Raw genomic sequence first — 20,139 nt, 5'->3', positions numbered from 1 at the left:
TCAAGGAACATTTAAAGAACAAACCTACCCTCCCACACCGCCTGCAGGCGCAAGGCAGCGGTGCGGGCGAAGTTGTGGGTGACCGCCTTGCGGCGCGAGGCATGCATCGGATGTTCAGAAGCGGCGCGCAGGATTTCAGCACCCCATTGATCAGTCACAATGAGCCCGGCCTCTTCTGGGATAATCACATAATCCATGGTGGGTGGCACGGCGAAGGAGAAGCGGTCGCAATATTCGCGGTATTCATGCCATTTGCCATCGGCGCGATAATCTTCCGGCGAGGATTTGATTTCTATGATCCAGATCTGGCCTTCGGGCGAAAGGCCGATCACATCGGCGCGACGGCCTGAGGCTAAAGTGAATTCGGTGAGCATCGCATAATTGTGATCGCGCAACATACGGGCCACGCCGCGCTGGATCGACAGCGCCGTTTCAGACTGGCGGCCATCCGGCTTCAGAAGCGGGACAGACCCTGCCATTCAATCCTCGTCGAACTTGGCATCAACCAATGCGGCCAGCGCTGTCATCGCCGCTTCGGCCTGCGGGCCAGAGGCTTCCACCGAGATCGACGTGCCCATGCTGGCGGCCAGCATCATCAGGCCCATGATCGAGGTGCCGGGCACGGCCTGGCCATCCTTGGAGACCATGATGTTGGCGTCAAAGCCTTCGGCGCATTTCACGAATTTGGCGGAGGCCCTGGCGTGCAGACCGCGCTGGTTGATGATCTGCAATTCGCGGGTCAGGCTGGCCATTTTATTCGCCCTGCAAAACTTGTGAGGCGATGTTGATATATTTGCGGCCCGCATCTTGGGCGGCGGCAGCGGCCTTGTGCAAATTGAAATCCTTGCGCACGCGCGCCAGCTTCACCAGCATCGGCAGATTGAGGCCGGCCACCACTTCCACCTTGCCTTCTTCGAGAAGTGAAATCGCCAGATTGCTGGGCGTGCCGCCAAACATGTCGGTGAGCACAATCACGCCCTCGCCCCGGTTCACCCGGCTGATGGCGGCGGCGATGTCGCCTCGCCTTGAATCCATCCGGTCATCCGGGCCGATGCACACGCCTTCGATGCAATCCTGCTTGCCGACCACATGTTCGAGCGCGTGAATGAATTCCAGCGCCAGCCGCCCATGGGTGACGAGCACCAAACCGATCATTGTACTTTTGCCTTGAAATTCATGGACGCGCTCAAAAGAAGGAAGGACTTGTCTAGAGCAAATCCTCAGGGATTTGAAGCTTTTTAGGACTTCTTGCGCGGGCGCAACTGCGACACGGCGGCGCGCAGGGCAGACGCTGCGGAAGGCGATGCGGCGTCGAGGAAAATGCGGCGCAGCCTGATGCCTTCCAGCTCGATCTTGCCTTCGGCATCTTCCGGCAGGCGGGGGATGGAAACTGCCGGGCCAAGATCAACCACAAGCTTTACCCGTGTCTTGCGCTTGTGCTTGGCGGGCAGAATGCCGATGCCGCGAATTTCAATCAGGCCATTGATTTTCTCGGGCGCGGAAGCCACCAGCTTCTTGCCCTTTCCGCGCAACACCACTTGATCATCCGCCACCAGCCTGGTGCGCAGGATTTTTTCGTGAAGGCCGAAACCCTCGCCATCGATCATCCGCAAAGCCAAGCTGGATTTGCCTGAACCCGAAGCACCACGGATCAGCACGCCGGTTTTACCGACCACGATACAAGTGGCGTGAATGCTGCTCATCCCTCGGCCCTCCAGCCTTGCGGCATGGCCGGCAGGCGGATCACAAAGCGCGCGCCCAGCACCGGCTTTTCACCCGAAGCATCAGCTTTGCCGGTGCGGTTCTCGGCCCAGATGCGGCCCTTGTGTGCCTCAACCACCTGGCGCGAGATGGCGAGACCGAGACCAGAATTGCCACCGAAGCCCTGATGCGGCCTGTCGGTATAAAAGCGCTCAAAGATGCGTTCAATATTTTCAGCTGGGATGCCTGGGCCATGATCATCGACGCGCGTTTCCACTTCATCACCCACGCGGCGCACGCGGATATTGAGCGCGGTGCCCGGTGCTGTGAAGGAGCGAGCATTGTCGATCAGGTTGCGCAGCACCTGGCCCAAGCGTGAATCATGGCCCAGCACCATGAAAGCCCCCAATGGCGCCTTGGCATCCTGCATGGCAAATTCCACCTTGGCAGCGCCTTCCTTCGCCGTGTCATTGGCGTGGGTCACGATGTTTTCGACCAGCCTGGCAAAATCGATGGGCTGCACTTCAGAGCGGGCCAACTCCGCATCGAGGCGCGAGGCATCGGAAATGTCACTGATCAGGCGGTCCATGCGCTGTACGTCGTGCACCACGATTTCGATCAGTTTGCCGCGCTGGTCGTCGGTCTTGGCGTAATGCAGAGTTTCCACCGCGCTGCGCATCGAAGTCAGCGGGTTTTTCAGCTCATGCGCCACATCGGCGGCGAAGGCTTCGATGGCGGCGATACGGTTATACAAAGCTGCCGTCATGTGGCGCAGTGAGCCTGACAGCTGGCCGATTTCATCGCGGCGCGAAGAGAAATCTGGAATCTCCACCCGGCTGTGATTGATGCCCCGGCGCACCCGGTCTGCTGCCGCTGAAAGCCTGCGGATCGGCCGGGCGATGGTGCGGGCCAGAAGATAAGAGAGGAACAGCGTGACCAAGGCGGTGAGGCCGAAGGTCATATAGACCGTGCGGCGCTCCTCACGCAGCACCGAGTCAATTTCGCCGCCTTGCGTGGACAGCACCAGCACGCCCTGCACCGCGCGGAAACGCTGGATGGGGGCGGCCACCATGACGGTGATTTCCTTTTTGGAATTCAGGCGCACCACACTCAAGGTGGCGCCACTGATGGCGGCGGAGATTTCGGGCCGCGTCTGGTTGTTGTCCCAACCGTAATCCTGCTGGATCGGGTAATTCGAGCCGAAGAACAGATAATCGATGGAATTGCTCAGCTCAGCCAGTTTGGTGCGCCAGGTGACGGGCACCGGCGGGGCAATATTGGTTTGCACGATGTCATTGCCGCCATAGAGAAAGATCGAATCCACCACCAGATTGCCATCGGAATCGATGATCTGGCCACGGATATTGGTGTTGTTCAACAGCCGGCGCAGCACTGGGCCAGCGCGATCAGGCTTGATGGCGAAATCAAAGTCAGACTGGCCCAGATCGGTCGCCGTGTCATCTTCGGTTTCGGAGCCGAGCTTGCCGGGATCAATCACGATGGAGGATGTATCGGCGGTGGCCGAGCCCGCCACGGCGGCTGCGATGATCTGGCCCTGCACCAACAGCGAGTCGACACGGGCCTTGATCAGGCTTTGGCGGAACTGGTTGAAATAGAGAATGCCGCCCGACAGGATGAGCAGGCCGATAATGTTGATGATGGCAATGCGCGAGGCAAGGCTTCCCGTGGGCAGCCAGGTCCACAGGCTGCGCCGCTTCTGGAGTTTGCTGCCGCCTGGTTCGGCGGCCTCAACCTCTTCGGCTTCGGGAGCGGCTTGCAACACTTAAGGCCTTACTGTTCCTTGAAACGATAGCCCACGCCATACAGCGTTTCGATGCCGTCAAAGGTCTCGTCAACCTGGGTGAACTTCTTGCGCAAGCGCTTGATGTGGCTGTCGATGGTGCGGTCATCGACATAGACCTGGTCATCATAGGCGGCGTCCATCAGCGCATCGCGGCTTTTGACAATGCCGGGGCGCAGAGCGAGCGCCTGCAGAATGAGAAATTCGGTGACGGTCAAAGTGACCTGCTGGCCCGACCAGGTGCAGGCGTGGCGATCCGAATCCATCACCAGCTTGCCGCGTTCAATGATCTTCGAAGCATCCGGCGGGGTTGCATTACCTTCGCGAGCCGCGGCGCGGCGCAGCACGGCTTTGACGCGCTCAACCAAAAGGCGCTGCGAGAAAGGCTTCTTGACGAAATCATCAGCGCCCATCTTGAGGCCAAAGAGTTCGTCGATCTCGTCATCTTTCGAGGTGAGGAAGATTACTGGCAGATCGGTTTTCTGGCGGATGCGGCGTAAGAGCTCCATCCCGTCCATGCGCGGCATCTTGATATCGAAGATGGCCATGTCGGGCGGATTGTCCTGAAGGCCCTGCAAAGCAGCGGCGCCATCATTGTATTTCTGGACCGTATAGCCTTCGCCTTCCAGGGCCATGCCCACGGAGGTCAGGATATTGCGGTCATCATCAACCAAAGCCACTGTAGGCATTCATTATTTCCTTCTTCAGGTTCGGCTGCGTCTGGTAGGGATGAAACTGGAACAAATTGTGGCAGGGCTTTTAGCCCCAGAATGAAGGCAAGACCAGCGCGATGAATGAAACAGCTTCCATGGCCAAGTCGGCGCTCTTACGCAACAAGGTGGGCAGTCTGGGCGTGGTGGATTTTGAAAATGGCGGGCCTTATGTCTCGCTGGCCAATTATGCCTGCGACCGGCTGGGCCGGCCGATCTTCCTGTTCTCGCAATTGGCAAGGCATACCAAGGGCATCGCGCTGGATTCGCGCGTGAGCCTACTGGTGGCGGAGCCTGCGGCGGAAGGTGACGCGTTAACTGGCCTGCGCGCGAGCTTCATGGGGGTGGTCGAGCAGGTTTCAGCCGATGAAGTGGGGAAGGCCTATATTGCCGCTCACCCTTACGCGGCGGGCTATGCCGGGTTCAAGGATTTCAGCTTTTTTCGGCTGTATCCCGAAACCGTGCATGTGGTTGGTGGGTTTGGAAGAATCGAGACATTCAAGGCGGAAGACGTGTTGGGGGCTTAACCTTCCGCTTTTGATACACCTACCATGGCAGGCCGCAAGCAGCGGTCGCCCACGGCGTAACCGGCCTGCATTTCCTGCATCACGATACCGGGCGGCTTTTCGGATGTAGGCACTTCGAAAATGGCCTGATGGAAATTCGGGTCAAACTTTTGGCCAACGGTTTCCAGCTTGCGGATGCCGTGGCGCTGGAAGGTGCTGAGCAGCTCGCGCTCGGTCATTTCCACGCCGGTGATCAGATTCTTCTCGACTTCGCCGGCATGGTCACGCTCTTGCTCAGGCAAAGCCTGCAGCGCCCGGCCCAGATTGTCAGCCACGCTCAACAGATCGCGGGCGAAATTGGTGGCGGCGTAAAGCGTGGCTTCGGCCTTTTCGCGTTCGGCGCGCTTGCGCAGATTGTCCATATCGGCAGCCAGACGCAGGAGGCGGTCTTTGCTCTCAGCGACCTGTTCTTTCAGCGTCTCGATCTCCAAATCCTTTTCATCGGATTCGGTTTCCGGCTGGTCAAAATGGCCGGCCAGTTCTTCGGGGAAGTCATCATCTCTGCTCATGGCCCCGCATATCGGAAATTACGGGGTAAAAATCAAGAGAGCAGATGACCGACCAGCTTAGCGGTATAATCCACCATCGGAATGATCCGCGCGTAATTCAGCCGGGTGGGCCCGATCACACCCAGCACGCCCACGATCTGTTCTTCGCGGTTCTTGAAGGGCGCCACGATCAGCGACGAGCCAGACATCGAAAATAACCGGTTTTCCGATCCGATGAAGATGCGTACGCCATCGGCCTTTTCAGCGAGGCCCAGAATGTCCACCAGATCCTTCTTGTTTTCGATATCGTCGAACAGGCGGCGGATACGGTCCAGATCAGCGGCATCATTGCGCTCGAGCAGATTAGCCTGGCCCTTGACGATCAGGTTCTTGGCGGCGGGATCATCATGAGCCGACCAGACGGCGAGGCCGCTTTCAACGAGACGCGCCGAAATTTCGTCCAGCTCGCGCCGGGCCGATTGCACTTCCTGGCCCACATGCTTGCGCACTTCATCAATGCTGCGGCCCTGAGCCAGGCTGGAAAGATAATTGGTGGCGCGAATGAAGGCTGATGCTGGAAGTCCGGGTGGCACTTCGACCAGACGGTTTTCCACGCTGCCATCCTCGCTGACCAGAATGACCAGCGCACGGCCTGGTGAGAGATTGACGAATTCGATATGCTTGAGCTTGGCGTTGAATTTCGGGCTCATCACCAAAGAGGCGCAATGCGACAGGCCGGACAGCATGGCGGAGGCTTCGCCCAACACATCCTCGGCGCGGCGCTGGCGGTTAGAGGCCGCCACTTCAGCATCGATGCGGGCGCGCTCATGATCATCAATGGCATTCACTTCGAGCAGTGCATCGACGAAGAAGCGCAGGCCCACTTCGGTGGGCATGCGGCCTGAAGATGTGTGCGGGGCATAGATCAGGCCGGTCTCTTCCAGATCCATCATCACATTGCGGATGGACGCAGGCGACAGCGACGCTGTCAGCGCTTTTGAAATGGTGCGTGAGCCCACCGGTTCACCGGTGGCGATATAAGTTTCCACGATGTTGCGGAAGATTTCGCGCGAGCGGGCATCGAGCCCGGCGAGGCCCGGCTTGTCGGCGAAAGGTTGCGGGGGCTTCAGGATACCCATCAGCCGCCTGCACTTTCTTCTGCGGCAGATTCAGGTGTGGGCAGCGGCGCGTGGATGCGCACGCGTTTGATGCGCCTTGCGTCAGATTCCACGATCTCGAATTCGAGTCCTGCCGGATGCTTGATGATTTCGCCACGGATGGGCACACGGCCGGCCATTTCAAACACCAGGCCAGCCAGCGTGTCGGCTTCATCCTTGCGCTCAGGGGCGAGCAGTTCGCGGTGCAGTTCCTGCTCCAGCTTCGAAATCTCGACCTGGCCATTGGCCATGTAGGTGACGTCATCGATCTTGTCGAAAAGATCGGCTTCCTCGTCGGTGTCATGTTCATCGGAAATGTCACCGATGATGACTTCCACCAGATCTTCCAGCGAGACCAGACCATCGGTGCCGCCATATTCATCGACCACGATGGCCAAGTGAATATGCGAAGCCTTCATCTTAATGAGCAGATCAGGTGCCGGCATCGAGGGTGGCACGAAGAGCACATCGCGCAGCAGGCTGTTATGTTGCTTCAACGAGGATGACAATTCCTTGGCGGGCAGTTCGAGGCCAGCGTCCGGCGAGGTCTTGGTCTTCTTGCGCTTGCCGCGCACCGTCATCCAGCGCAGGAAGTCCTTCACATGGACCATGCCGGCAATGTCATCCAGGCTTTCGCGGAAGATCGGCAGGCGCGAATGGCCGGCTTCGATGAATTCGGCCAGCAGTTCGCGCATGGTCTTTTCCTGGTCCACCGCGATAATATTGGCGCGCGGCACCATCAGGTCATTGACGCGCATATCGGCAAAGCCAATGACATTGCGCATCATCGAGCGGGCATCGCCATCCAAAGTGGGCGCACCCTCTTCGCCGGCATGTTCTTCAATCACCGTATCGAGGGTTTCTTCTAGACCCACAGCTTTCGGGCCCAGCCTGCGCTTCAGCTTGCTCAGCAGGGTTGGTTTTTTCGGTTCACTCATGGCCGTCATTTAGCACATATGGATCGGCAATGCCCAATTTGGCAAGGATGCGGGTTTCCTTGCGCTCCATGGCTTCGGCTTCCACTTCGATTTCATGATCATGGCCGGTGAGGTGCAGCAGCCCATGCACGACTAGATGCACGGCATGGTCACGAAGGGTTTTCCCGGCTTCCTTCGCCTCTTTGGCGCAGGTGTCGTAGCTCAGGGCAATGTCGCCCAGTGGAGCCACTTCGCCCTTGGGAAGTTTTGCCGCCGCCGCCGGGAAAGAGAGCACATTGGTAGGCTTGTCCTTGCCCCGCCAATCGCGGTTCAAGGTTTTGAGTTCGGCATCATCGCTGAGCAGGATGGTGACTGGGCGGGCAGCATCGGATTTCTTCAGGGCGGCGAGATGGGCTTTCTTGACCCAGGCCTTCAGCGCCGGGATCTTGGCCCAGCGCTGGTCAGCCACAACTAAATCAGGCTGCATTATCTGTTCCGGGGCGGCGCTTTCGCCTGGCGCTTGTCATAGGCCTGCACGATGCGGCCCACCAATGGATGGCGCACAATGTCGGAATTGATGAATTGGGTAATGCCGATGCCCTTCACGCCATCAAGGATTGAAGTGGCTTCGACAAGGCCAGAGCCGATGCCGGAGGGCAAGTCGATCTGGGTCGGGTCACCCGTCACCACCATGCGGCTACCTTCACCCAAGCGGGTCAAAAACATCTTCATCTGCTGCGGCGTGGTGTTCTGGGCTTCATCGAGGATGATGAAGGCCGACGACAGTGTGCGGCCACGCATGAAGGCCAGCGGTGCGATTTCAATCTGGTTTTCAGCCAGCGCTTTTTGCACGAGGCTTTGCGGCATCATGTCGTAGAGCGCATCGTAAAGCGGGCGCAGATAGGGATCGACCTTTTCCTTCATGTCGCCGGGCAGGAAGCCCAGGCGTTCACCGGCTTCCACAGCGGGGCGCGAAAGGATCACACGGTCCACTTCGCCATTCATCAAGGCTTCGGCGGCGCAGGCCACGGCGAGATAGGTCTTGCCGGTGCCCGCGGGGCCCACGCCGAAGACCAGCTCGTTCTTGCGGATCTGTTCGATGTAATTCTGCTGATTAGGCGTGCGGGCATTGATGGTCTTGCGCCTTGTACGCACGCCGCCGTCTTGGCCATGGCCGCCGTGTTCGGCCGACTCGGCCAGCTTCACCATGCGGATGGCGCCGTCGATTTCGCCACGGTTGATGTCTCCGCCGCGCGCTGCCTTGGTATAGAGATGGAGAAGAACAGCACGGGTGAATTCCGCCTGATGCTTGTCACCCTTGATGGTGATGCGGTTGCCGCGCGGGGTAATCGAAACGCCCAGGCGATGTTCGATCACCGCCAGATGCGCGTCATGCTCACCCAGAAGAAGAGCCATTACGCGGTTGTCATCAAAGGCGAGGGAGAGTGCGCCCTCGTCGGATTCAGCGGCTTTCAAAGCGATGGCAGGACGGTTCAAAAGTGCGAGGCTCCTTTGCGAAAAGACTCAAGTGATGGGGCTATACTGCCCCGAAAGTGAGTTGGGGCCAACAGCCTTGATGGATATGGGAGCAATATCACCAATTTTAAGACCGTCAGACGGCAGATGGACCGACTGTAAATAGGGCGATCTGCCAATCAATTGATCTTGCTGGCGGCCGGGCTTCTCCAGAAGCACCGGAAATGTCTTGCCGACGCAGGACGCGTTGAAAGTCGCTGTCTGCTGCAAAATCAGGCTTTGCAGGCGGGCCAAGCGTTCATTCTTGGCCTTTTCCGGCACTTGATTGGTTTTTTCGGCGGCGGGCGTTCCGGGCCGGGGCGAATATTTAAAGCTATAGGCCGAGGCGTAGCCCACATCGGCGACCACTTTCAGCGTGTCGTCGAATTCTTCTTCGGTCTCGCCGGGGAAGCCCACGATAAAATCGCCGGACAAAGCAATATCGGGGCGGGCTTTGCGGATACGGTCAATGATGTTCATGTAATGCGACACGGAATGGCCGCGGTTCATCGCCTTCAACACGCGGTCATTGCCGGACTGGATGGGCAGATGCAGATAGGGCATCAGTTTTTCGTTGCTGGCATGGGCCGCAATCAAATCATCACTCATATCGCGCGGGTGGCTGGTGACATATCTGATGCGTTCAATGCCGGAAATCTGTGACAGGCGGGTGACGAGGCCAGCCAGACTCTCCGGGCCATTGCCACCTTCGCCGCGATAGGCATTCACATTCTGGCCCAGCAGAGTGACTTCGCGCACGCCCTTGGCGGCGAGTTTGCGGGCCTCTTCAAGAATCTGGGCAACAGGCCGCGAGAATTCCGCACCGCGCGTATAGGGCACCACACAGAAGGTGCAGAATTTATCGCAACCTTCCTGGATGGTGAGGAAGGAGGCAACCGAGCCGATGGCTTGCGGTGCCGAGGCCAAGCCTTCGAATTTGCGTTCCACCTGGAATTCGGTTTCGACCACGGCGCGGCCTTGTTCGGCACGCTGCTTCATCAGCTCCGGCAGGCGATGATAGGTCTGTGGTCCGAACACTAGATCAACGCCCTTATTGCGCTTGATGATCTCGCCACCTTCGGCCTGGCCCACGCAGCCGGCCACCGCAATCAGCATCTCCCTGCCGTCTGTGGCACGGGCTTCCTTCATGTCGCGCAATTTGCCGAGTTCGGAATAGACTTTGTCGGCTGCCTTTTCACGGATGTGGCAGGTGTTGAGGATGACGAAATCAGCTTCGTCCACGCTGGTGGTTTCATCATAGCCCAAGGGCGCCAGCACATCGCGCATGCGTGACGAATCATAGACATTCATCTGGCAGCCATAGGTCTTGATCAGGACTTTCTTGGTCATGCAGAGGGACCTAGCCGATTTCATGGGGGAAATGAAGGCTGGGATATGGCGGGCCGTCTGAGGCTGAATTGTCAGGGAAACAATTCGCGCCCCACATTATTGGGCATCGCTGGGCTCATTCCCTCAGAAGGGAATCGTCAGCGTCGCTTCATAGGTTTGGGTCAGCAGGTCACGGCCGATGCCGGTGTAGTCGGCCTGCAATCCCAGCGTTGTGCCACCTGCCGTCCGGTAGTTGATGCCACCCATAAAACGCCCGCCTATGCCGTGCTGGCCAGCAAAACCCACCAGGTTGGTGTTTCCAAACGTCAGATTGGCGGCCGCGGAAATATAGGGCGTGAATGTATCGCCGTTGTCGAGACGTATCGTGTGGGAAAACTGCACACCCGGCGACAATGTGCCCTCAGCAAAATACTGGCCAGCGTGAAATGTCGTGAGGCTATCGGTATAAGCGCCCTGCCATTCCATCAACATTGAACTTTTGATGAAGGGTGAAATTGAATTGGGCCCGCTTTTGAAAACATAGCTGGCAGAGACTTCTGCACCCAGGCGGTGAGCCTGTAGGTTGCCCGTGGCCAGGCCTGATGTCACATTGTAGTTGGCCAAAGTTGTGAGAAGCCGTCCGTCCAGCTTGAGATGGTCATCAAATGTGCCTGCGACCAAGGCACCCACGGTAATTCCGTTTCCCTGGAATGTGCTGCCGGTGGCGGATGAGTAGTTGAATGTTTCATAGCCCGCAAACAGGCCTGCCAGTTGATTAGGGCTGAGGAGATAGGTGACTCCAAACAAGCCATTGAGCTGGTTACCACTCAGGTTGCCCGAACCGATGCGCGTATAACGGCCATTCAGCCAAATGCGCCAGGGACTGCCGCTCGTCACGCCCGCTGAAGTCGTGTCGGATGTCGGCGTGATCCGGCCTTCTGGGGTTTGCATTCCGGGTGCAACCATCAGGGCCACCTGCGCTTCATTGGCAGAGAACGGTGAAAAGTTGCCACCCATGGCGCTGCCAATCATGTCATCAAGCATTGAATGGACAACGGTGGCTGATGTTTCAGCCGAAATCTGGCTGCCCGTCTGTTGCAGGCCGGAAACTTCATTGCTCTTGGCAGATGCAGAAACCGACAAATGGAAGCTTGCCTGGTGCGTTTCGGGTGTCACCGGGTTGCTGTCTGTCACGGACACTATGAAAACCACATCGGGAGACACTGTGCTTGGCATGCCGCTGATCTGACCCGTCGAAATGTTCATGCTAAGTCCGGGCGGCAGATCCGGGGCAATCTGATAATGATAGGGTGCCGTGCCGCCCGTTGCTTCGATGGGTGTGAAGGGCGTGGCTTCTATCGCAGCCTGCAGGACGATGCTGCTCACGTTTTCCGTCAACGACACGGCATAGCTAACGGACAGCGCGAATTGACCTAAGGCGCTGAAACCGTGAGCGTCCTGGATATGCATCGTATAGCTGTGGGCAGGTGCAGAAGCGGTGGGTGTTCCGCTGATTTCGCCCGTGCTGCTGTTCAGTGTGAGCCCCGTCGGCAGGTTCGGCGTGACTGAAAAGACATAGGGAGCTGTTCCCAATGCTGCGGTAACGGGCGTGAAATGAGCTTCGGCACCAATCTGCAAATGGGTTGTGCTGGTTGCAACTGTTGCCGTAAGCGCGGTGACCACTTCCAGATCAAAATCTGCTTGAGACGTGAAGTTGTGTGCATCACTCACGGTGACGGCATAAGTCGTCGCAGGGGCGGCGGAAAGTGGCGCGCCACTGACCTGTCCGGTTGCTCCATCCAGAGTCAGGCCTGACGGCAATGCTGGGTTGATCTGGTAGCTGAAGGGGCCGGTTCCACCCGAGACCGTGATCGGCGCGAAGGGCGTCGCAGCAGCACCAGCCTGCAGGACAATACTGCCCCCATTCGTCGCCGATGAAAGCGGAGAACTGACCGACAGCGAAAATTGGCCGGACACGCTGAAGCCATGGGCATCCTGAACATGCACCACATAGTCATGCGCTGAAGCTGCAGCCAATGGCGTTCCCGCAATATCGCCTGTTGCACTGTCGAATGTCAGGCCATTTGGCAAAGCGGGTGTTACAGAAAACATGTAGGGCGCTGTACCATCCGAAACCGCAAGTGGTGTGAAATTTGCGCTGCTTCCGATTTGCATATGAGCTGTCGCGTTCACGACCGTTGCAGAAAGTGCTGTCACCACTTCCAGATCAAAATCCCCAGTGGCTGCAATGCCATTCGCGTCAGTCACCGTCATGGTATGGGTCGTGGTCGGCGTAGCAGAAAGCGGTGCACCATTTATTGTGCCGGTTGAAGTGTCCAGAGACAATCCCGCCGGCAATGCAGGTGAGACGGCAAACTGATAGGGCGCGGTGCCGTCAGTCACGCTCAGCGGCGTGAAGCTGTTGGCCTCGCCGGTTTGAAAGGTCGTGCTGGGAATATCTGTGCTTACCGTAATGGGCGGCGCCACCGAGAGCATGAAGTCTCCAGAGTCGCTGTTGCCGCCATCATCGGTTACGTTTACGGCATAGGTCGCTACACCTGATGTTTCAGTGGGCGTACCGCTGATCATGCCGGTCGCCTCGTCAATCACAAGACCTGCAGGAAGTGCTGGCGATACGGCGTAATGCAGCACCGTGTTGCTGGCGCCCGTGGCAGACACAGGTTGGAACGGAGTTGCCAGCAATTTGCTTTTCAGCTGTGCCGATGCATTCGCAACGACTGCGTGCGGGGTCACAGTGACATCTATCGTGGTTGATGCCGAGGCGTGGTTGCTGCCGGTCACCGTCAAAGTGACGGAGCAATTGGCCACCGCGTCCAGAAGCAAGACATCGTTGTTGGTCGAATGCGCGACAAAGGGATTATTGGACAAGCAACCGGTTGTGCCGATGCTGTAGTAAGCGCCAAAAGTTCCAGATACAGTGAGGCTTGTGGCTGGGAACCCGGTCATGCCGCTGACCAGTGTGATGCTTTGGTGGTCAGCGGTCAAAGCCAGGCTGCTCGCCAACGCGCGTTGAGCAGGCAGACACGAAATCAAACCGGAAACCAAACCAGCAAACGCAAAATATTTTGCCCGTTTTAACAAATACATCATCGCAAACCCTCTTATCGAGAGCGGCAGATAAATTCTCGATGGATAAGAGGATGATTACAATTTTACGCAATTACGGCTTAGTTCATCAGTAGGGTTAAAATTGCGATATCACCCGCTACCTGGACTTGTAATTTTGGAATTGTGTCAACGTTTCACAACCGAAAATCTCGGATCTCCCCACTGCCTCCCATAACTCGCCTTGCCGCCGCTGCCAGCGCCTTGCGATCCTTGAAGTCCGAAGGCCGCAACGGTACATGGATGGTGAGGAAGGATGCGACCGAGCCGATGGCTTGCGGTGCCGAGGCCAAGCCTTCAAATTTGCGTTCAACCGCGAATTCGGTTTCGACCACGGCGCGGCCCTGCTCGGCGCGCTGCTTCATCAGCTCCGGCAAGCGGTGATAGGTTTGCGGGCCAAAGACAAGATCAACGCCCTTGTTGCGCTTGATGATCTCGCCGCCCTCGGCCTGGCCCACGCAGGCTGCGACCGCGATCAGCATCTCCTTGCCGCCGGCCGCGCGCTCTTCCTTCATGTCGCGCAATTTGCCGAGTTCGGAATAGACTTTGTCGGCGGCCTTCTCGCGGATGTGGCAGGTGTTGAGGATGACGAAATCAGCTTCGTCCACGCTGGTGGTTTCATCATAGCCCAAGGGCGCCAGCACATCGCGCATGCGTGACGAATCATAGACATTCATCTGGCAGCCTTAGGTCTTGATCAGGACTTTATTGGTCATCGGGACGGGGGTAGCGCAAGTGGGGGTCATGGCAACTTTCGACAAGACGCCGGACTGCCCGGAGGTCTAACGCCCACTTCATTGAAAACATGAGGGTGGCATGACTGGCAGTTCAAATTGGAAGGGGCGCTTTCCCTATAACGAGATCATCTCGCTGCTGGATATCAACCGGCGCTACAACCTGGCTGAAAGCACCGCGCAGGACCTGACTTTCGGCGAGATCCTCGAAATGGCCGGGGGCGCCGCGGCGCTGGACTGCCTCAAATTGGGATATGGTTCATCTGTCGGCCTGCCCCGCCTTCGATCGTGTGTTGCAGCGCTGACAGGGGTTGCGCCGGAGGAAGTGGTCACCACGCAAGGCACGGCACTCGGCCTGTTTCTGCTGGCGCTCGAACTTTGCCGCCCCGGGGATGAAGTGGTCATTGCCACGCCCTGCTTCCCGGTCGCGCGCGACTCGCTTCTGGGCGCTGGGGCCATTGTGCGCGAATGCAGATTAGCCTTTGACCGGGGTTACAAGCTGACAGCGGATTTGATTGCGCCGCTTCTCAACGAACGCACCAAACTCGTCAGCATCGCCAGCCCGCAAAACCCCAGCGGCGTTTTCACCGGGCTGCAGGAGATCAAGGCCATCCTCGATGTGATGCGCACCAAGGCGCCAACCGCACGCCTCTTCATCGACGAGATCTACCGCGATGCCACCTATGGCGACAGCGTCCCACCGCCCAGCGCTGCCCATCTCGATGAGAAGGTCATCACGGGTGGATCTGTGTCCAAGGCCCATGGTGCTCCGGGCCTCAGGGTCGGCTGGCTCACCATCAGGGATCGCGACCTTCGTGATCGGATCACCATTGCAAAAATGAACATCGTGCTGTCCGGCTCGACCCTTGACGAAACCCTGGCGGCAGTCGTTTTGGAAAATCGCGAGAACATCCTCGCCGCGCGGCGCAGCCTGCTTGCGGAAGGGCTTTCCCAAGTTGCCGGTTGGATCGAAAGCAACAAAAGCTTTGTGGAGTGGGTCAAGCCGGATGGCGGTGCGCTCTGTTGCCTGAGGCTGAAGGCCAGCGCCTTCGACGCAGATGGCGTTGCCAGATTCTGGTCGGCTCTCCCAAAGGCCGAACTTCAAATCGGCAATGGCGCCTGGTTTGGTGAATCTTCGTCTGTCCTGCGACTTGGCTTTGGCTATTTGCCGATCAGCATCCTGCCCTCAGCCTTGGAGACATTGTCCTCGGTGCTCAAAGCTACAGCTTCTACTGGACCGATTTCGCGTAATGCGCGGGACTCGTCCCCGTGAGCTGTTTGAAGCGCTTGGTGAAATGCGCCTGATCGGCAAAACCCACATCCAATGCGATCTGGGCAATCGGGGCACCCAGCTTGAGAAGCTGCTGTGATCTGGAGATGCGAATCTGGGTCAGATAGGCATGTGGCGTCATGCCAAGGTGTTTGCGAAAGAGGCGGATGAGATGAAACAGGCCGATGCCTGCTGTTTTCGACACTTCTTCCAAGCTGATAGGATCGCCCGCGCGGGCCTGCATGAATTGAATGGCAGATTTTATCGCAGCTGGGCAGCCCGCTTCGGATTGAGGAACGGTGTTTGTCCCATAGCGGTGAAACAGCAATGCAATGGCCCAGGTCAATGCTTCCCCGGCAGCGCCATCGTCGCCGCCAGCCATCATCGCATGATGCGTGCATGCCAGGCCTTGCCAGATTTCCGGGTCCTCAATGACCGGTTGCCGGATTGCTGAACCGGAGAGCGGCTGGTCCGGAAACATTGCCGCCAGAGATGCATGCGGTAGATAGAGCGCACCGTAAACCAGCTCGGTGCCCTGCTCGCGCTCACCGGTATGCATCTCACCGGGATTGACGACGGAAAGATTTCCCGGCGCGGCAAATTGTGTTGCCCTTCCGCGCCGGAATGCCTTCACGCCAGCATGGATGACACCGATCATCAGTTCATCATGCGTATGGGGCGCGAAAGAGTGGTGCACAAAGCGCGCCGACATCACGTCAAAGCCACCGAACATGCCGGTCTTGCGGAATGTGGCCCGGTCAAGCGGGCTTTCAAATTGTGGCGTGGCCATAGGTCAATATCCGACAAGAAGCCCGGTTCAATCCATGCAAAGTATAGACAAGTCGCGGGGTTCCGTCACGCTGGTTCCCCTTGTGCCGTTGGAAAGGCTGCCAAATGAAACGATCAACCGTCACCGCGTCCGACCTCGCACCGTCTGCCGGGCCCTTCGCACATGCCGTCTGGGCCGGTGAGCTTCTCTATGCATCTGGTCAGGTGGGCCAGGACCCCAAGACCGGAGCAATGGTCGCGGGCGGCCTGGAAGCCGAAACGAACCAGGCTTTTGAAAATGTCAAAAGCGTGCTGCGTGCGGCCGGCCTTAGCTTTGACAACGTGATCAAGGCCAATGTCTTTCTGGCCGACATGAATGACTTTTCGGCGATGAACGCCATCTACGCCAAAATGTTCAGTGCGCCTTTTCCGGCCCGCACCACGGTGCAGGTGGCCAAGCTGCCATTGGGCGCACGCGTCGAAATTGACGTGATCGCAAGACAGTCCTGATTGGTGGGCCTGCGATGAAACTCGTCCGCTTTGGTGAAGCTGGCGCGGAGCGCCCTGGCCTTGTAGACCAACAGGGCCGGATCCGCGACGTGTCTGGTGTCGTTGCAGATTGGGCGGGCGAGACGCTTGGCAAGGCATCGCTTGCAGCACTGGCATCACGCGATCCTGCAACATTCCCTGTTGTTGCAGCGGGGGTCCGTCTTGGCCCGCCGGTGGCCACACCCGGCAAGATCATCTGCATCGGCCTGAACTATGCAGACCATGCCGCCGAAACCGGATTTGAAATACCCAAGGAACCCCTGGTCTTCTTCAAGTCACCAACCGCACTTTGCGGCCCCCATGATGCGATCAGGATTCCCAAGACCGCCAGCGCCGTCGACTGGGAAGTGGAGCTGGCCTTTGTCATCGGCCGGGAGGTTGCCAATGTGGATGAAGGCGAGGCTCTCGCCGCCGTCGCGGGTTACACTGTTGCCAACGACCTCACCGAGCGGGAATGGCAGTTCAACCGTGGGGGCCAATGGAGCAAGGCCAAAAGCGCCGACACATTTTGCCCGTTCGGACCCTGGCTGGTGACGGCGGATGAGATGCGTGATCTGGCAACCCGCCGAATCTGGCTCAAAAAGAATGATGTCGTCCGGCAAGATACACATCTCCGCCGTCTGGTTTTTTCGGTGCCGCAGATCGTTGCGCATTTAAGCGAATTCATGCGCCTGATGCCCGGCGATGCCGTGCTGACCGGCACACCATTTGGCGTGGCCTTCAACAAGCCAAAGCCGGACTATCTTGCTGCCGGGGACGTGATCCACTGCGGCATTGATGGTCTAGGCGAGCAACTCTGCACAGTCACTGACTGAGATCAAATGGGTTGTTGATATTCCACAAGGGAGCAGGTGATGAAACGAGTCTACAAAGTTGTCGATGTTTTCACTTCACGGCCCCTTCTGGGAAATCCGGTAGCCGTTGTATTGGACAGCGAAGGTCTCGCCACTGAAGACATGCAGGCCATCGCAAGGTGGACAAACCTTTCCGAGACGACTTTTGTCTTGCCGCCATCTTCCGCGGCAGCCGACTTTCTGCTGCGGATATTTACGCCAAGGGGCGAATTGCCGTTTGCCGGCCACCCGACGCTGGGCAGCGCCCACGCCTTGCTTGAAGCCGGCCGCGTCACGCCCAGGCAAGATGGGCGGCTTGTACAGGAATGCAAGGTTGGCCTCATTGACGTCAGCGTGAAAGACCGCTCCGGAAAACATGGACTGGCATTCAATCTGCCAAAGGCCAGCTTCACCGCGATACAGAAGGAGGATCTTGACGAGCTTGAGCGCATCCTTGGCCGCAGGATTGACCGCGAGGTCGCTCCTGCGATTGTCGATGTTGGTGCTGTCTGGATTGTTGCATGTCTGGAAAGCTCCGCAGCGGTGCTCCAATTGAAACCTGACTTGGCCCGCCTCTCAGCGCTCTCGACCAAGCTCAAAGTGATCGGCATCACCTTGTTCGGCGCGCATGAACAGGGCGCTGCCGGAATTGAAGTGCGCACATTTGCACCAGCGCATGGCGTGGACGAAGACCCCGTATGTGGAAGCGGAAATGGTTGCGTTGCCGCCTTTCATTGGGAGCGTGGCCTGCTCGGTGCCGGTGGCGGAAAATACACTGCCTCGCAGGGGCGCTGCATCGGCAGGAATGGCCTGATCGACGTTGCAGTGGACGCGCAAGGCGTGGTGCAAATTGGTGGTGATTGCGTCACCTGCGTCGATGGCATCATTGCCATTTGAAACGGTGGATCGGTGTGCAAATTCACGCCGTGAAATGAAGGCTCGCACCGATCACGCTTTGCGCCGCGAGCGATAGCGTCTTGCGATCCTTGAAGTCCGACGGTCGCAAAGCCGGGTGAATCGTAAGCTTTACCGAGACAGGCCCGCCCTTCAGGAAATCCCAGAGATGCGGCAGCAAATCCACATCGCCGATCCATGCGATGGCATGACGCTGACGCAAGGTGAGCGGCAACCCGTTCAGGCGGTGATAGCTGACGGTGACGGGGATCAGCGGAATATCCGTGCCTTCCACCGCGCCGAAGAAGGAAGATTTGAAGGGCTTCAGCCAGCCGCCATGATGTGAGGTGCCTTCGGGAAACAGCACCAGCGTGTCACCTGAGGTGAGGCGATCCAGCATTTCGCTGGCACTTTCACCCGTCGAACTGCGGCGCTCACGATTGACAAAGACCGTGCGCTGCAGGCGCGCCAGAGATCCGAAGAAGGGCCAGGTGTTCACTTCCTTCTTGGCAATGAAGGACACCGGATGCAGTGCCGACAGCACGGGAATATCCGCCCATGACGTGTGGTTGGCGACCAGCAAGCCTTCGCTTTTCATCGCGCCCTCGATCTCCAGCGTGAGACCGATGATTTTGCAGACGAGGCGGTGATAAAGATGCGGGAGGCGTTTGGCGAAGGGGCCTTCGATTTTCAGCAAAAGCCATTGCACCGGCATCAGCGGTAGCGTGAGCAGGACGAAGGCCAAGGCCTTGATCACTGCAAACACGATATTCATGTGAGAGCCCGCGTCATCAGCACCGCATCGGCGCCATCGCTGTAATAGGCTTTGCGGAGGCCGGTTTCGACAAAGCCATGCGCCTTGTAGAGCGCGCGCGCCGCTTCATTGGTGTGGGCGACTTCGAGGAAAATCTTGTCGAAAGGCAAGACCGCCACGGCCTGCATCAGCTTTCGTCCGATGCCCTTGTGACGAAAGGCAGGGGCGACGCAGATGGTGAGAATCTCTGCTTCACCGGCAATGGCCCGGACAATCACCATGCCGATGACTTTATCTGCCAGCTCCACCACGAAGGCTTGCGTGCCGGGAATGACCAACATGGATTCCATATCCGCAACGTTCCAGCCATGCGGAAAACTTGCAGAATGGAGCGCGGCAAGCTGTGGCAGATCCTCCAGCGCTGCTGCTCGTGTCATGCCAGGTGCGGCCTGCGGCTTGGCATCGGCCTCGCGCAGATAGACCGGACTTGGCATGTGTGCCGGCAGGGGCTGCGCTGCAGCGAAACGCGCCAGTGCGGCAAGGTTTGGCAGGTCACCGCTGGCCGCTGCGGTTCCGCGAAGCTCCGTTTGATCCATGTCCTCATGCTTCAACAGTTCGATATCTGCTGAAGCATCTGCGCGCAGCACGTAGACGAATCCACTCTTGCCGGCGTGATGCGCCACCGTCACGCCGCGATGAGTCAAAGCCACGGCATGGAGCGTATCAAGCCCGATCACCGGAATGGATTTCGCCAGACCCAAAGCGCGGGCAAAGCTTAGACCGATGCGCAAGCCGGTAAAGGTGCCGGGCCCGGTGGTGACGGCGATGCGGTCAAGCCTTTGGTTTTTGATCACCCGCTGCACCAGAGGTGCAAGCGCTTCGGCATGGCCGCGCTCCATTATCTGCGCTTCCTCGGCCAGCATGATCCCCGCAGCACTGTCATAGAGACAGGCCGCGCAGCGGTTGAAGCAGGTATCGATGGCCAGCACGATCATAAGCGGGTGTTAAACACCAACGCGCGGCACAC

21 protein-coding genes and 1 pseudogene are annotated in these 20,139 nt (G+C 58.3%); 5 read left to right on the top strand and 17 right to left on the bottom strand.

Going from position 1 to position 20,139, the window contains the following annotated elements; all coding sequences use genetic code 11:
- Positions 1–11: 11 nt before the first annotated feature.
- The 6 genes from F8B91_RS16015 to F8B91_RS15990 all read right to left on the bottom strand — a co-directional run bounded on the left by F8B91_RS16015 (position 12) and on the right by F8B91_RS15990 (position 4,191).
- Complete coding sequence (locus F8B91_RS16015) at positions 12–479, bottom strand: MmcB family DNA repair protein (protein WP_196504840.1); 468 nt, start codon at positions 477–479, stop codon at positions 12–14.
- Complete coding sequence (locus F8B91_RS16010; protein ID WP_196504839.1) at positions 480–752, bottom strand: HPr family phosphocarrier protein; 273 nt, start codon at positions 750–752, stop codon at positions 480–482.
- 1 nt (position 753) lies between these two features.
- Positions 754–1,155, bottom strand: coding sequence for a PTS sugar transporter subunit IIA (locus F8B91_RS16005; protein WP_196504838.1), 402 nt, complete (start codon positions 1,153–1,155; stop codon positions 754–756).
- 83 nt (positions 1,156–1,238) lie between these two features.
- Complete coding sequence (locus tag F8B91_RS16000) at positions 1,239–1,703, bottom strand: HPr kinase/phosphorylase (RefSeq protein ID WP_196504837.1); 465 nt, start codon at positions 1,701–1,703, stop codon at positions 1,239–1,241.
- Entirely contained in the window at positions 1,700–3,484 is a 1,785-nt protein-coding gene (locus tag F8B91_RS15995) for a stimulus-sensing domain-containing protein (protein ID WP_196504836.1), read from the bottom strand. Before F8B91_RS15995 ends, F8B91_RS16000 begins: the two co-directional genes overlap by 4 nt.
- A gap of 8 nt (positions 3,485–3,492) precedes the next feature.
- A complete protein-coding gene (locus F8B91_RS15990; protein WP_196504835.1) occupies positions 3,493–4,191 on the bottom strand; it encodes a response regulator transcription factor in 699 nt (232 codons plus the stop codon).
- A gap of 101 nt (positions 4,192–4,292) precedes the next feature.
- Here F8B91_RS15990 and F8B91_RS15985 point away from each other — a divergent pair, with 101 nt between their 5' ends.
- Positions 4,293–4,739, top strand: a complete 447-nt coding sequence (locus F8B91_RS15985; RefSeq protein WP_196504834.1) for a HugZ family protein — start codon at positions 4,293–4,295, stop codon at positions 4,737–4,739.
- Here F8B91_RS15985 and grpE read toward each other — a convergent pair.
- The 8 genes and pseudogenes from grpE to F8B91_RS16970 form a co-directional block, all read right to left on the bottom strand.
- Complete coding sequence (gene grpE / locus F8B91_RS15980) at positions 4,736–5,287, bottom strand: nucleotide exchange factor GrpE (RefSeq protein WP_196504833.1); 552 nt, start codon at positions 5,285–5,287, stop codon at positions 4,736–4,738. The two genes, F8B91_RS15985 and grpE, sit on opposite strands and share 4 nt — an antisense overlap.
- Positions 5,288–5,319: 32 nt before the next feature.
- Positions 5,320–6,405 carry a heat-inducible transcriptional repressor HrcA gene (hrcA, locus tag F8B91_RS15975; RefSeq protein ID WP_196504832.1) on the bottom strand — a complete coding sequence of 362 codons (1,086 nt, stop codon included), beginning with the start codon at positions 6,403–6,405 and terminating at the stop codon, positions 5,320–5,322.
- A complete protein-coding gene (locus tag F8B91_RS15970; RefSeq protein WP_196504831.1) occupies positions 6,405–7,361 on the bottom strand; it encodes a hemolysin family protein in 957 nt (318 codons plus the stop codon). The genes hrcA and F8B91_RS15970 overlap by 1 nt, the downstream gene beginning before the upstream one ends.
- A complete protein-coding gene (ybeY, locus tag F8B91_RS15965; RefSeq protein ID WP_196504830.1) occupies positions 7,354–7,827 on the bottom strand; it encodes an rRNA maturation RNase YbeY in 474 nt (157 codons plus the stop codon). The genes F8B91_RS15970 and ybeY overlap by 8 nt, the downstream gene beginning before the upstream one ends.
- Complete coding sequence (locus F8B91_RS15960) at positions 7,827–8,756, bottom strand: PhoH family protein (protein WP_196505012.1); 930 nt, start codon at positions 8,754–8,756, stop codon at positions 7,827–7,829. Before F8B91_RS15960 ends, ybeY begins: the two co-directional genes overlap by 1 nt.
- Positions 8,757–8,864: 108 nt before the next feature.
- Complete coding sequence (gene miaB / locus F8B91_RS15955) at positions 8,865–10,205, bottom strand: tRNA (N6-isopentenyl adenosine(37)-C2)-methylthiotransferase MiaB (RefSeq protein ID WP_348641809.1); 1,341 nt, start codon at positions 10,203–10,205, stop codon at positions 8,865–8,867.
- Between the two features lie 123 nt (positions 10,206–10,328).
- Positions 10,329–13,190 carry a putative Ig domain-containing protein gene (locus F8B91_RS15950; RefSeq protein WP_196504828.1) on the bottom strand — a complete coding sequence of 954 codons (2,862 nt, stop codon included), beginning with the start codon at positions 13,188–13,190 and terminating at the stop codon, positions 10,329–10,331.
- 362 nt (positions 13,191–13,552) lie between these two features.
- Positions 13,553–13,987 (bottom strand): annotated as a pseudogene (locus F8B91_RS16970) (tRNA (N6-isopentenyl adenosine(37)-C2)-methylthiotransferase MiaB); the annotation flags it as partial.
- A 139-nt stretch (positions 13,988–14,126) separates the two neighbouring features.
- Here F8B91_RS16970 and F8B91_RS15940 point away from each other — a divergent pair.
- A complete protein-coding gene (locus tag F8B91_RS15940; RefSeq protein WP_196504827.1) occupies positions 14,127–15,317 on the top strand; it encodes a pyridoxal phosphate-dependent aminotransferase in 1,191 nt (396 codons plus the stop codon).
- Here the strand turns inward: F8B91_RS15940 and F8B91_RS15935 are convergent.
- A complete protein-coding gene (locus tag F8B91_RS15935; protein WP_196504826.1) occupies positions 15,274–16,104 on the bottom strand; it encodes a helix-turn-helix transcriptional regulator in 831 nt (276 codons plus the stop codon). The genes F8B91_RS15940 and F8B91_RS15935 overlap by 44 nt on opposite strands.
- A 104-nt stretch (positions 16,105–16,208) precedes the next feature.
- Here F8B91_RS15935 and F8B91_RS15930 point away from each other — a divergent pair, with 104 nt between their 5' ends.
- Genes F8B91_RS15930 through F8B91_RS15920 form a run of 3 tightly spaced genes read left to right on the top strand, consistent with a single transcriptional unit; the run spans position 16,209 to position 18,361 of the window.
- Positions 16,209–16,592, top strand: coding sequence for a Rid family detoxifying hydrolase (locus tag F8B91_RS15930; RefSeq protein WP_196504825.1), 384 nt, complete (start codon positions 16,209–16,211; stop codon positions 16,590–16,592).
- 14 nt (positions 16,593–16,606) lie between these two features.
- Positions 16,607–17,446, top strand: coding sequence for a fumarylacetoacetate hydrolase family protein (locus tag F8B91_RS15925; protein ID WP_196504824.1), 840 nt, complete (start codon positions 16,607–16,609; stop codon positions 17,444–17,446).
- Between the two features lie 39 nt (positions 17,447–17,485).
- Positions 17,486–18,361 (top strand): PhzF family phenazine biosynthesis protein, encoded by an 876-nt coding sequence (locus F8B91_RS15920; protein WP_196504823.1) that lies wholly within the window; start codon positions 17,486–17,488, stop codon positions 18,359–18,361.
- Positions 18,362–18,383: 22 nt separating this feature from the next.
- Here the strand turns inward: F8B91_RS15920 and F8B91_RS15915 are convergent, their stop codons facing one another.
- Positions 18,384–19,133 carry a lysophospholipid acyltransferase family protein gene (locus F8B91_RS15915; RefSeq protein ID WP_196504822.1) on the bottom strand — a complete coding sequence of 250 codons (750 nt, stop codon included), beginning with the start codon at positions 19,131–19,133 and terminating at the stop codon, positions 18,384–18,386.
- On the bottom strand, positions 19,130–20,107 hold the full coding sequence (tsaB, locus tag F8B91_RS15910) for a tRNA (adenosine(37)-N6)-threonylcarbamoyltransferase complex dimerization subunit type 1 TsaB (RefSeq protein WP_196504821.1): 978 nt from the start codon (positions 20,105–20,107) through the stop codon (positions 19,130–19,132). The genes F8B91_RS15915 and tsaB overlap by 4 nt, the downstream gene beginning before the upstream one ends.
- Positions 20,108–20,139: the final 32 nt, after the last annotated feature.

Origin of the sequence: Aestuariivirga litoralis (assembly GCF_015714715.1) — a bacterium.
Taxonomy (GTDB): Bacteria; Pseudomonadota; Alphaproteobacteria; order Rhizobiales; family Aestuariivirgaceae; genus Aestuariivirga; species Aestuariivirga litoralis_A.
This window is presented reverse-complemented; position numbering and strand designations above follow the sequence as displayed.